Source organism: Chryseobacterium sp. FR048, from assembly GCF_056844665.1.
Genome location: NZ_JBXDSE010000001.1, coordinates 771,003 through 783,005 on the forward strand (window position 1 = coordinate 771,003; position 12,003 = coordinate 783,005).

The following is a 12,003-nucleotide window of genomic DNA, read 5'->3' on the forward strand; positions in this document are numbered from 1 at the left end:
TAACGTATGAGAAAAATCGTATTGATGGGACTAGCCTCTTTGGGAGGTTTTCTAACAGTAAATGCACAATGTAAAACGGTATCTACCCTTACAGAAAATTTTGATACCTGGAAAGATATTAATAAATGCTGGACTGCCCAGGCAGGAAAAGCAATGCTATACGCCACTGACAAAAGGATTGTATTTTATTCGATGACCAGCCCGGGAGAAAATATGTATCTGATCACACCCAAAATTAAAGCAGGAAATTATACCCTTTCTCTTGATACTTCAGATAACGGAGGAGAAACAACGCTTGAAGTATTCTCTGTAAACAATGCATCTGATCCAAAATCATTTGTTTCAATCGTAAAATCTTCAAAGATAACAGGAGATAAAAAGACCTTCAATATCTCTTTAAAAAAGGATTCAAATCTGGGACTGAAAGTCTTGCTAAACGGAATACATCAGGCCGTTTATCTGGATAATTTTTCTTTACAGCCTAAAAAATAAAACTTAAAAAGAGATGTTATCTGACATCTCTTTTTTTTACTTGTTTACTGCTTTCAGCAGATCAATTTCAATGATATTATTATCTTTTTTTACGTTTTCTTTAGCGGCTACTTCTATTTCTCTAAGAACCTGAGCGCCTGTCCGTAAATTGCCGGAACTGTCTCTCTGATCAGGAATTTTCCCCTCTATATACAACTGCTTTTCAACAGCAGCAGGATCTTTTCTGTATTTTGTATAATACTTTTGGTATTCATCCCTATTAAATTCTACTTCTTTTGCAAACTGGTAGCGCTCCGGATAAGAATAATCATCAGGAAGATTTGATATACCTACCAATTCAAAAATATGACTCTTGGTAGCATCCTCCATCTTCACGATAAGCCCTGGAAGTCCGTGAAATTTATACGGTCCATCCTGAAGAGGGATAGCTTGTGTAAACCAGGCATTCCATGCTCTTCCTGCAAAATTTAATGATGCTTTTTGTGCATTATAATTCAGTATTTTCTGCTTGTCATTAAGAATCTTCCAATCCAGTTTTCTTTCGTCATTGACTTTTATTCTCATTTGGGCTGAGTTTCCCAACGTTTTATAAAATACTTTACCTCCTTTTTTCTCGATGGTGTACAATACGGTCAGGTCCATGGGAGGCATTATCATTTTACCTTTATTGGCAGGCGCCATAATTGTGGAGTCAGACTGATATTTTCTTTGGCTGAAAAAGGAAGATGTACTATTACCTGACACCTCCAAAAACATAAATTCTTTCACCACATTTGCTTTATCCGTAGAATCCGGAATAAAGGTATACTGATAGATGAAGCGCTTATTCTGCGCTGATACAAACTGCGTAAAAAGAAAGAAGATAAAAACGAAATATTTCATGGTTTATTCTGATGGTTTTGGTGAGCATCAATATACATATTTATTCGTTTACTGAAAAACACTTTTTAGGAGTGTCTACAAAAGAGATCTATATTTCTTTTAATAAAAAAGCTATCTCGTTTCTGAGATAGCTTCATCTGTTTATTGTGTGGGTTTTATTATATACTAAAACTTATTATTGATAAATTCTGCAGCTCTTTCCAGCACCAGCTCGGGAACTTCTTTATGTGGAGTGTGTCCTACTTCCGGAATGATGTATTTTTCAGCAGTTCCGCTTACCTGAGAAACTGTTTTTTCAACCTGATCCAATGTCCCGTATTCATCGGCCTCACCCTGAATAAACAATAGAGGACAAATAATCTGTTTCAAAAAATGTTCGATGTTCCAGGCTCTGTAATCATCACGAGTCCATGTCTCTGTCCAGGCTCTGAATAAGGTTTCCACCTTATCTCCATGATATTTCTGCAGACGTTCCGGAAGATTTGTGGTCTTATAGGCTTCCCAGGCATCATAAACTCCCTTTAAAGTCACTTCTTCTACAAAAATATGCCCGGCTTCACAAATTACGGCTTTTACTCTTTCAGGATATTTTGCTGCAGTAAGCAATGCAATGGTTCCACCATCACTATGTCCGAAAAGAATGGCGTGATCAATATTCATTTCAGCCAACAGATTGTTTAATAAATCCGCTTCAAGCTCCATATAGTTCACCGGTCTTTCATGGGTAGGCATCGGATATGATTTCCCATATCCTAACCGATCATAAGCAAGAACGTTGCATTGTGCTGCTTCAGATAATTTTGCCGGAAAATCTCTCCAAAGCTGTGCAGACCCCAGTGAGTCGTGTAAAAACACAATGGTAGGTCTGTTTTCAAATGAATTATGATATTCTGTATATAGCTTTTGTCCTTTTACATCAATTATTCTTCCTTCCATTCAGCAATTTACAATGTTGGCATTTTTACCTCTTCAAATTCTTTTAACAGTTGATTAAAAACAGCTTCTACGGGAAGTATATCATCAATAAGAGCAGAAACCTGTCCTATTTCCAGCTCGCCATCTTCCATATCACCTTCAAACATTCCTTTTTTGGCTCTTGCTCTTCCCAATGAAGCAATTAAAGCTTCTTTATTTCTTCCGCCCTGGTAGATTTCTTCCAGTTCATTGAAAAATTTATTTTTAACCATTCTTACAGGGGCCAGTTCTTTCAGGGTAAGATGTGTATCTCCTTCCTGCAGCTCCGTAATTTTCTTTTTCCAGTTTTCATGGGCACTTGCTTCTGTAGTCGCTGCAAAACGGGAACCAATCTGCACCCCGTCAGCTCCTAAAATCATAGCCGCTTTTATCTGTGACCCCAGTGCAATACCTCCTGCTGCGATCAACGGTTTGGAAATATGTTTTCTTACATTGGGAATAAGGCAGAATGTTGTGGTTTCATCTCTTCCGTTGTGCCCGCCAGCTTCGAAACCTTCCGCTACTATTGCATCTACTCCTGCATCTTCACATTTTACTGCAAACTTGGTGGAAGACACTACGTGAGCAACCTTTATTCCTTCTTTCTGAAGAGTTTCCGTATATGTTTTCGGATTCCCGGCTGAAGTAAACACTATTTTCACGCCTTCTTCCAGAATGATCTGAATAATTTCCTCAAGGTTCGGATACAGCATAGGAACGTTCACTCCAAAAGGTTTATCCGTTGCCTGTTTGCATTTCTGAATGTTTTCTCTTAAAATATCGGGATACATACTTCCTGCTCCGATAAGGCCAAGCCCGCCACAGTTGGATACCGCAGAAGCCAGTTTCCATCCTGAATGCCAGATCATTCCTGCCTGTATAATTGGATATTTGATATTGAAAAGCTCTGAAATTTTATTTTGACTAGCCTGCATATCATGAATTTTTTTTGCCGAATTGAAATCTATAAAATTGCTCATGCGTAAAAATACTAAAAACAATGATTGCCAGACCTCTCTATTCCTTATAAAATATGCTAAATATTAGTTTTTTTATACGGTGCTAAAACTTTATCTATAACGGAACTGACTTTTAAAAATTTCTGAATGAGTTTGATTATATTATCCTGAACATTCTCTTCCTTAAAGTCAACCCAACCTTCCATCAAGGTCAGTGGACCAAAGTCCAGACTTAGATTAGGCCAATCTTCTTTGTATTTCAAAAATTCATTTCTAAAATCCTGTGCAAAATTTCGGCTTGACAGTGAATAATTTTTCAATTCCCTGAGCTTTAAAGCATGGATATTATAATACATCTTCCCTTCCCGAATCGTTTTATCATTGATCCATATGGAAAAGAAAATCCGCCCTTTTGCATCCAGCGGTGATAACACATCTCCAGACCATTCAAGTTTATAAACTTTAAGCGCTACAGATTCCAGAACCCTATCTACATTTACTTTTAAATCAAAAGTCTCAAATCTTTCCTCAGGAATTTTTGCTACAGCAGAGCGAAACTCTTTAAGATAAAAAAGATAATCCATCGTGTCAGTTTTGGTAAAGGTATCAAAAGTCCTGTTTACATCTATAGAATAAGCCTTAAACTTAATTTGGAAAAATGATTTTTCCCTTCTATATATTCAAAAAAAAACCTTCAGAAATTCTGAAGGTCTTGATTTTATTTTTTGATGGATTCTTTTTTCCAGTTAGCCTTAAAGCTACAGTTATCGTAACGGCCATCTATAGAAATGAAAGTTGTCGGTAATTTAGAGTTGACAAACTTTTCAATCATTTCATTTTTCTTTTTATTCAGCGCCATCTGCTTGATTCGGCTGAAATCGCTTTCTAAAGTAATCTGGTGAGCAGGAATTTCGTCTTCCAGTTTAAGGATTTTCACTACTTTTCTTCTGTTCTCTTCTTCATCGAAAGCAGTTGTAATATCTCCTTTATTCAATCCTGCCAATTCGTAACTGATGGTTCCAGGAATACTTTCTCTTTCAATTTTATCGGAACCGTCTGCTCCCGGGATAATCCCAGCATTAAACTTGGTTCTTTTATCATCTGAAAACTTGAAAGCAGCATCTTTAAACGTCATTTTCTTATCCAGAATAAGCCCTCTGATGCTGTCTAATTTTGCTTTTGCAGTCTTCATCTCGTCATCTGTAGGAGTAGCTTTCAAAAGGATATGTCTTGCATCATATACCTTACCTGATCTTTTCAATAACTGAATAATATGAAATCCGAATTCAGACTCAATAGGGTCAGAAATTTCATTTTCCTGAAGGTTTAGGGCAGCTGCTTCAAATGGCTTCACCATCTGTCCTTTGTTGATGTTTTTATATAAACCTCCGTTGGCCGCAGATCCTTCATCTTCTGAATAAATTCTCGCCTGGCTTTCAAAAGTTTCTCCGCCAAGAATGTCCTGCTTGATCTTCTTCAGCCTGTTGATCAGGTCCTGCTTATGTGCTTCCGTCAAAGTAGGATACATCATAATCTGAGCCAGGGTAACCTCTTCTTTTACCTGTGGCAACTGCATTTTATACATGTTGTAGAAGTCAGTCACCTCATTAGGGGTTACGTCTGCTTTGTCGGTAATTCTACCATATTTTGCCTGTCCGTAATATTGGTCTGTATCGATTTTCTCGATAGCATTCTTCATTTCGTAAGCATTTCTGAACTTATAAGCGGCAAGCAATGTTTTTTCATCCGGAAATTGAGAAAGCAACTGACGGTATTTTGCGTTAGCCTGTTCTTTGATCGCAGCAGAACGGTTTTCGATCAATGTATCTTTTTTTGCTTCATATACAAGAAGCTTATTGCTGATAAGGTTTTCAAGGAACTCACATTTGTCTGTATTACTAGCTCCCTGCTGTTTTCCATAATTCATCTGCTCGATTACATCTGATTCCAAAACGATTTCGTTCCCGATAACAGCAGCAATACCATCCACTAAATCTCCTTGTTTTAGCTGGGCATTCATCATATTTGAAGAGAACATCATCATGAAAATCCCAAGAAGAAAAGTGATTTTTAGTTTATTTGTCATTTTACTATTTTAACAAGTTGCAAATTTAGAATTCTTAACGAATTTCACTCAATTTTTTATTATAAATATTTCTTAAAAAGACTTATTTACTGCAGTTCAACATCAAATGTCGTTAATTCTTTGAATTGTCTCAATCTGCTGAACATATCAGACTCCTGTACTTCCTGAATTCTTTCAGTTCCAAATTTTTCAACAGTAAATGAAGCCATTGCAGATCCTACGATCAAAGCAGATTTCATGGTATCGAAATCAATTTTTCCTTTTTTAGCAAGGTAAGCCGCAAAACCTCCGGCAAATGTATCTCCGGCTCCTGTAGGATCGAAAACATCTTCCAACGGAAGTGCAGGAATTGCAAATACTTTATTGTCATGGAAAAGAAGTGCTCCGTGCTCTCCTTTTTTGATGATCACATACTCAGGACCCATAGTGTGGATCTTTTTGGCAGCTTTCACTAAAGAATATTCTCCGGAAAGTTGTCTTGCTTCTTCATCATTGATGGTAATAACGTCTGTTTTTGCAATCATTTCCATCAGAATATCCAATGCGCAATCCATCCAGAAATTCATGGTATCAAGGATAACAAGCTTAGGACGGTTGTTCATTTTTTCAAGGACAGATAACTGAACTCCAGGGTGTAGGTTTCCAAGTAGTAAGATCTCAGCATCCTGCATTGAATCCGGAATTTTAGGATCAAAGTTCTCCAATACGTTTACTTCTGTAGCCAAAGTATCTCTGGTGTTCAGGTCATTGTGATATTTTCCTGACCAGAAGAATGTTTTTCCTTCTTTCACTACTTCAATTCCTTCGATGTTTACTTCTCTGTTTGTGAACATATCAAGATGCTCTTGTGGAAAGTCTCCTCCTACTACAGAAACAATACCGGATTTAACGCCTAAAATAGATGATGTAATTCCAATATAAGTGGCTGCACCACCCAAAATTTTGTCCGTTTTACCAAATGGTGTTTCAATTGCATCAAATGCAACACTTCCTACAACTAAAAGTTTCATATATTTTTCAATGTATATTAAAAGTAAATTATTTTTTCCACTCAAAAGTGTCCAGCAGGTGTTTCATATCGTTTTTGATATAGTTCACAGCAGGAGCCAGAGAGTCCGGTTTCGGTCTCGTATTAAAGTATAGATAAGCAGTCACGAAGTGTTTCGTACTGTCTGTAATGTAAAACTGAAGATTGGAAGCACTCTGCCCTTTCAGCTCGTAGAAATTCCCATATACCTTTTTTTCAGGGTATTCAAAGGATTTTGTATCGATAGAACTGGCTTTGATGGTGTGCTCATACACCATTTTTTCAGCTTCCTTGATGTGTTCTGCAAAGTCATTCTGTATCGGATAATAGGTCACGAAAAGTTTGGCCTTCATTTTAGGATAATTCAGATAGAACCAGCAAGGTTTCTTAGCCGGTGCAATCGAAGCAAAGTCCGAGTATTCAAAGGTATAGGCACAATCATTGTCAAACTTTTGGTATTTCGGTGTGGGGTATTCCAGACGCAGTTCTCCGTAAGGTTTCGGGGTCGTGTCTTTTCCACATGAAATTAAAAGCAGTGATACAAAAATAAAAATGACTTTTTTTATCATTTTGCAAAAGTACAAATTAGATTTCAGATTTCGGAAGACAAATTTCAGTCTTTCAGAGAGTTTTGAATGTAATTTTCCAAAGGCTTTGGAAAGGATTTTTCATGAGAGCCTTCAACGTCTGTAATCAGGTATTGATTTTCAGCGATAAAATGCTTCCAGATTTTCTCTGAAGCCACCTCAACATTAAAAATTTCAATGCTTAAATTCTTGTGGGTCAGCTTATGGGTAACCGTTTTTGAACTGGTAATAAACTGTTCCATATCAGTGGAAATCGCAGGCGGAAACTCAAATAGTTTTTTCCAGATGAAGTCATCTCCCCTCTGACGGATCAGAAATTTTCCGTTTCTGTGAACAAAATAATAAGTCAGAGCAAGATCTTCTGCTTTTACTTTTTTAGTTTTTACCGGATAGGCTGAGATGTTTTGGGTAGAAAATGCAAGGCAGTCTTCATTGATGGGACATTCTCCACAGAGAGGATTTTTCGGTTTACAGATCTCTGATCCTAAATCCATCATCGCCTGGTTAAAATCACCTACATTTTCCGGCATTACTAAAGTTGCCAGTTCAGAAAAATAATTGAATGCTTTTGAATTCGAAATATCAAAATCATCTGCAAAAAGACGGCTCAGAACACGGTAAAAATTACCATCTACGGCCGGAGTTTTCCCACCGAAGCATATGCTTGAAACTGCAGCCGCAGTATATTTCCCTACACCTTTCAGTTTTAAAATTTCTTCATACTGATCAGGAAACACGCCCTGATACTCATTCATGATCTGTTGGGCCGCTTTATGAATATTGATTGCTCTTGAATAATATCCCAATCCTTTCCAATACAGCAAGACTTCATTTTCTTCGGCTTCTGCCAAAGTTTTTACATCGGGAAATCTTTCAATGAAATTATTGTAATGATTGAGCCCCTGGCTGATCCTTGTCTGCTGAAATACGATCTCACAGATCCAGATCTTATATGGGTCTTTTGTCTGTCTGAAAGGCAGATCTCTCGCATTGTTTCTATACCACTCCAAAAGCCTGTTTCCTACATGAAGAAACGCTGTATTTCTGCTATCCTTATCCAAAAATTTTTTGTTTAATTTTTTATAAAATGCTTCGGTTTCACTCTGCATCTATTGCTAACATTCACCATGTCTTGCAATGCATAGACCGGGAGTTTGCAAACGAAGTTGACGAAGCATTTTTAGATTCTGCAAAGATAAAATTTATTTATCAGCTTTCACAGAATATACAGGAGCAGCTTTTAGCCACTGGTATTTCAGATTTCGTTCTTTAGCTATAAAACGGTAGCCTTCGAGTTTTTTCAGATAGACATACATGGAATCGCTGTTTTTAATCTTCAGTTTATAGGGAGACAAAAACATCATCGGCATTTCTACAGCAGAATCTCTTACGGTTTTCAATACTTTTCCGGAGCTTACTTTATAGAGAAAAAAAGATTTCCCCCGGCCTTTTGAGCTGTCTGCTAATTTTACACCTGAACTTGCCAGAACCATTTCACTGCCATCAAAGCATTCTTCCCTGTTCATAATATAGGCTTTACCTTCCTGGCGTTCGTCTGCAAAAAGGTCATTTTCATAGGTTCCCGGACTCTGGTATTTTTTTTCACAACTCACCAGAAATATCATACATAAAGCAGGCAGCCCCAGGATAAGTTTTTTTTTCATATTCAAATTCATAGATATTGGTAGAAAAAAACCGATGTAAAAAATGCATCGGTTTTTGATATTTTAAATAAGTATTATTACTCCTGAGTGTATTCTGCATCCCATTCGTTACCATCGTCTCCCTTGTGTCCGTCAAGTTTGATAACGAAACTTTTTGTAGGGAAATAAGGCGTCATACGAATATCCAGCCATACTCTGTCTTTGTTTACTCTATCCTGCTCGAAACGAACGATCTTGAATTTCTCGATCAATTTGTCCGGTCCTTTGATATTGTCTAAGAAGGTTACGATTTGTCTTCTCAGATCATCTTCATTTTTAGCATTCCAGTTTTCGAAAGCTCTTCTGTTCAGGAAGTCCAGTAATACTTTGGTTACATAGTCGAATACACGAACTACGGAATACGTCTGAAGACCAATGTTGTCTCCTGTAAATAAGGTCTTTGCAGAGAAAGCCATAATTTTTCCGTATTCGTTGACCATTGGTACAAGACCCATTTTTTCCAATTGAGAGATTTCACTTTTCTTCAATTCGAATTTTACGGCGTCTACTTCGTTGATGTTCCCATGTTTTTTACCTGCTGCCACCTGAGACATTAAAGTCTTGTGGATTTTTCCTGCCAATGAAGTGGAAGGTGGAAGTTCTACGTTTTCTTCTTCTCCTACTTCTTCAGCTTTTCCACGTCCTACCAGCCAGTTACACGTCATGATCACGTTACTTCTGTGAAGTTCACCTCCGGTAAGGTTTGCAGAATGGAACAAGTCTACTACGTCATCCGGCTTATCAAGGTTGGCGAAGTCTGTAACCATCATTACTTTGTTCTCGTTACAGATTTTTGCCCATTTCTCGATTACCTTATTAGATCCCAGGTATCCTGGTATTGCAAGGATTGAGTAGTTATCTCTAAGGTCAAGACGGTCGTAATAGTTTTTGAATTCTTCAGAAATCGCATCAATGAATAAAGGGTTATCCAAATCAGAAACCTGATCCAGACTTGCATTCACGATGCTTACGTTATCCACTTTATCCAATTCTGTATTTTTGTAGAATTGAGCTACGGTTCTGTAGTTGGTTTCCAACAAACGAACGGCATCCAGTGTATTTTTAAGGTTTTTCTTTAAGTTCTGATCAGCCTGCTGTGCTTTATTTTTGCATGTATCGGCCATTTTATCTGCAGATTCGTTACCTTCTAAAAGGCTTACCCAAAGATTGATCTTCTGAAGAAGTTCTTTTCTTTCCTCTGCTTTATTGCCGTCATTAAGGAAAATTTCCTTTCTTGCTTTTCTTGTAGGGTTCATATTGGCAATACCGTCTACAACGGATTCAACAAAGCCAAAACCTCCCATTTTATTGAGCTCTGCAAGCGGGTTGCCCTTCGGCTGCCCTGAGTGTTGCTGCTGTCCCTGCTGCTGGCTTTCCTGTGCCTGTAATTTGCTATCCATGATTTAATGTAAAGTCTTTAATTATTTTTCAAGTTCTTGTGCCACTTCTTTCAATACTTCTATGAACGCAGCTCTTGTCTGATCGTTCTCCAGCATATTGCGTAGAATTTTATTTGTTTTCAGCTGACGTACAATTTTGTTGTACTGCTCCTGCTCCATGCTCAATTGCTGCAGATAGTCTGATTTCTGAGTAAGGTTTTTAGGAGTAAAGTCGCCAAGATTTTGAAAACGGAATTCTTCTTCTACCATTCCCCCGTCTTCTGTTTCGTGCTGTACTGCTACAGAAGGCTGGAAATGTCTGAAGACGTCTTCTACTGTTTTTAATCCTGTTACAATTTCAGGGGTGTAAGATTCTTCAGTTGTAAGCTGGCTTACTATCAGTGATTTATTTTCCTGTATTTCCTGAATAGCTTCATTAGCGTCTACTTTTACCTCGTTTCCGCCAACACCATAATTAAACATTGCCATATTATTATTATTTTGAGATTTACTATTTTGTTTTGGATCTGTCTTTTAGTCATTTACTGACAAATCAGTTCAATGACCAATCCAAAGTTTAAATTTAAAAAAAAACTGTAACATACAAAATTTTGATAAGATTTTTCTTGTCTTATTAAAAATCCTCTGCACTTATTTAACATAAAATCAAAATCTTATGATGTCACTAAGCTATGAAAAATAAACAAAATAAGTTATAAAAATATAAAATAAAATCTTTGAGTGTTTTTGCGCTTATCCAAAATTCCTCAACCCCTCTAAAAATAAGAAATCCTTCGGTGTGATGAAAAAATACTTTATATTTAAGGAAAGTAAACAGCGGCATGAAAGATGTAAAAATAGCTTTTAGAAAACCCATATTTCCTGTTTCCGAGTCTTTACAGCAATATTTGGAAAAATATAACAGAACGACTAAAATTCACTTTCTGTATGAAGATCTCCTAAGGTTCAGTGACAGTGTGAATATTCTGGATAAGGAAGGGAAAGATACTTTGTGGCTTGGGGTATTGTACCCTGAATATGAGTTTAAAGAAATAGAAGCCAACCTAAATAAAATCTATACCCTCCTCCATTCTGACGGGGATGAAGCTACTTTACCTTATCTGAAGGTGGATACGATCGACTTTTGTACTTTCGGGAATTCTAAACCTTTCCGAATTCGGGTAAGAAATATTCTGAATGATAATTATACTAATTTTTATATCAAACAGGCAGATGCTTCCCGGATATACGGACTGGAGCTTGAAGACCTGCTTTCTCCCAACCGGATTAATTTTCTGATTTATAAAAACACTTTGATAGAGGAACATATTCTGGGAATTCCCGGAGATGTATTTATTCAGAAGCATATGTCTAACTGTACCGAACTGGAAAAGGCACAGATTTCCAAAGAATTTGTAAAATTCAATGAACGCTGCCTCATTGGTCTTCTCGGTGACATGCGTTCTTATAATTATGTTGTGATTCCTATCCATGATTTTGACCAGGTTATTTACAGAATCCGTCCTATTGATTTTGATCAGCAGACTTATGAAGGGAATCTGAAGGTTTATCTTCCCCAGTATTTCAAAGAAAATAATCAGATGGTCAATATGGTCCTGGAAAAGTTGAAACCGAGCTCTATAGAACAGTACCGAAAGGAGGTGCGTTCACAAATTGTAAAAAGGGTGACCAGCAGTAAAACCAGATTCGATGAACTGATTTCTATTATGAAAGAAGATAATATTGCACCGGAAGCCAATGTTACAGAGCTAAAGACGGCATTGCGAAAACTCACTTACGATGTCAATTTCAAATATTGTAAAACGATGGGTGACATTCTGGAAACGGGTATCAATTTTGTGCTCCGGAATTATAAGAAAGCTTATTAAAAAGAGAATCCGCCTCCCATTAAGTTGAGGCGGATTCTTTCTTTT

13 protein-coding genes are annotated in these 12,003 nt (G+C 37.2%); 2 read left to right on the plus strand and 11 right to left on the minus strand.

Annotated features, from left to right (window positions below; all coding sequences use genetic code 11):
* The first annotated feature begins 6 nt into the window (after positions 1-6).
* Positions 7-492: a hypothetical protein gene (locus tag AC106K_RS03435; RefSeq protein WP_482443400.1), complete on the plus strand. Its 486-nt coding sequence runs from the start codon at positions 7-9 to the stop codon at positions 490-492.
* Positions 493-528: 36 nt separating this feature from the next.
* Here AC106K_RS03435 and AC106K_RS03440 read toward each other — a convergent pair whose 3' ends face one another.
* From AC106K_RS03440 to AC106K_RS03490, 11 genes are all read right to left on the minus strand, one after another.
* Positions 529-1,374: a GLPGLI family protein gene (locus AC106K_RS03440; protein ID WP_482443401.1), complete on the minus strand. Its 846-nt coding sequence runs from the start codon at positions 1,372-1,374 to the stop codon at positions 529-531.
* A 165-nt stretch (positions 1,375-1,539) separates the two neighbouring features.
* Positions 1,540-2,310, minus strand: a complete 771-nt coding sequence (locus AC106K_RS03445) for an alpha/beta fold hydrolase (RefSeq protein WP_482443402.1) — start codon at positions 2,308-2,310, stop codon at positions 1,540-1,542.
* Between the two features lie 8 nt (positions 2,311-2,318).
* Positions 2,319-3,263 (minus strand): NAD(P)H-dependent flavin oxidoreductase, encoded by a 945-nt coding sequence (locus tag AC106K_RS03450; protein ID WP_482443403.1) that lies wholly within the window; start codon positions 3,261-3,263, stop codon positions 2,319-2,321.
* Between the two features lie 101 nt (positions 3,264-3,364).
* The gene (locus AC106K_RS03455; protein ID WP_482443404.1) at positions 3,365-3,871 is read right to left on the minus strand and encodes a hypothetical protein; all 507 of its coding nucleotides are present in this window, start codon (positions 3,869-3,871) and stop codon (positions 3,365-3,367) included.
* Positions 3,872-4,005: 134 nt separating this feature from the next.
* Complete coding sequence (locus AC106K_RS03460; RefSeq protein WP_482443405.1) at positions 4,006-5,373, minus strand: peptidylprolyl isomerase; 1,368 nt, start codon at positions 5,371-5,373, stop codon at positions 4,006-4,008.
* Between the two features lie 86 nt (positions 5,374-5,459).
* Positions 5,460-6,383, minus strand: a complete 924-nt coding sequence (locus AC106K_RS03465) for a PfkB family carbohydrate kinase (RefSeq protein WP_047096397.1) — start codon at positions 6,381-6,383, stop codon at positions 5,460-5,462.
* A gap of 28 nt (positions 6,384-6,411) precedes the next feature.
* Positions 6,412-6,969 (minus strand): gliding motility lipoprotein GldD, encoded by a 558-nt coding sequence (gene gldD, locus AC106K_RS03470; protein ID WP_482443406.1) that lies wholly within the window; start codon positions 6,967-6,969, stop codon positions 6,412-6,414.
* 44 nt (positions 6,970-7,013) lie between these two features.
* Positions 7,014-8,048, minus strand: coding sequence for an A/G-specific adenine glycosylase (gene mutY, locus AC106K_RS03475; RefSeq protein ID WP_482443407.1), 1,035 nt, complete (start codon positions 8,046-8,048; stop codon positions 7,014-7,016).
* Positions 8,049-8,189: 141 nt separating this feature from the next.
* Entirely contained in the window at positions 8,190-8,651 is a 462-nt protein-coding gene (locus AC106K_RS03480) for a hypothetical protein (RefSeq protein ID WP_482443408.1), read from the minus strand.
* A 77-nt stretch (positions 8,652-8,728) separates the two neighbouring features.
* On the minus strand, positions 8,729-10,090 hold the full coding sequence (locus AC106K_RS03485; RefSeq protein ID WP_047096401.1) for a DUF5458 family protein: 1,362 nt from the start codon (positions 10,088-10,090) through the stop codon (positions 8,729-8,731).
* Between the two features lie 21 nt (positions 10,091-10,111).
* Positions 10,112-10,558, minus strand: a complete 447-nt coding sequence (locus tag AC106K_RS03490) for a type VI secretion system contractile sheath small subunit (RefSeq protein ID WP_482443409.1) — start codon at positions 10,556-10,558, stop codon at positions 10,112-10,114.
* Between the two features lie 353 nt (positions 10,559-10,911).
* Between AC106K_RS03490 and AC106K_RS03495 the strand changes: the two genes are divergently transcribed.
* Positions 10,912-11,958 carry a hypothetical protein gene (locus tag AC106K_RS03495; RefSeq protein WP_047096403.1) on the plus strand — a complete coding sequence of 349 codons (1,047 nt, stop codon included), beginning with the start codon at positions 10,912-10,914 and terminating at the stop codon, positions 11,956-11,958.
* The last annotated feature ends 45 nt before the right edge of the window (positions 11,959-12,003 follow it).

Excerpts from the sequence above, each read along its gene's own strand:
- AC106K_RS03435 (WP_482443400.1), top strand. The coding sequence starts at position 7 with ATGAGAAAAATCGTATTGATGGGACTAGCCTCTTTGGGAGGTTTTCTA.
- AC106K_RS03440 (WP_482443401.1), bottom strand. The coding sequence starts at position 1,374 with ATGAAATATTTCGTTTTTATCTTCTTTCTTTTTACGCAGTTTGTATCA.
- AC106K_RS03445 (WP_482443402.1), bottom strand. The coding sequence starts at position 2,310 with ATGGAAGGAAGAATAATTGATGTAAAAGGACAAAAGCTATATACAGAA.
- AC106K_RS03450 (WP_482443403.1), bottom strand. The coding sequence starts at position 3,263 with ATGCAGGCTAGTCAAAATAAAATTTCAGAGCTTTTCAATATCAAATAT.
- AC106K_RS03455 (WP_482443404.1), bottom strand. The coding sequence starts at position 3,871 with ATGGATTATCTTTTTTATCTTAAAGAGTTTCGCTCTGCTGTAGCAAAA.
- AC106K_RS03460 (WP_482443405.1), bottom strand. The coding sequence starts at position 5,373 with ATGACAAATAAACTAAAAATCACTTTTCTTCTTGGGATTTTCATGATG.
- AC106K_RS03465 (WP_047096397.1), bottom strand. The coding sequence starts at position 6,383 with ATGAAACTTTTAGTTGTAGGAAGTGTTGCATTTGATGCAATTGAAACA.
- gldD (WP_482443406.1), bottom strand. The coding sequence starts at position 6,969 with ATGATAAAAAAAGTCATTTTTATTTTTGTATCACTGCTTTTAATTTCA.
- AC106K_RS03480 (WP_482443408.1), bottom strand. The coding sequence starts at position 8,651 with ATGAAAAAAAAACTTATCCTGGGGCTGCCTGCTTTATGTATGATATTT.
- AC106K_RS03485 (WP_047096401.1), bottom strand. The coding sequence starts at position 10,090 with ATGGATAGCAAATTACAGGCACAGGAAAGCCAGCAGCAGGGACAGCAG.
- AC106K_RS03490 (WP_482443409.1), bottom strand. The coding sequence starts at position 10,558 with ATGGCAATGTTTAATTATGGTGTTGGCGGAAACGAGGTAAAAGTAGAC.
- AC106K_RS03495 (WP_047096403.1), top strand. The coding sequence starts at position 10,912 with ATGAAAGATGTAAAAATAGCTTTTAGAAAACCCATATTTCCTGTTTCC.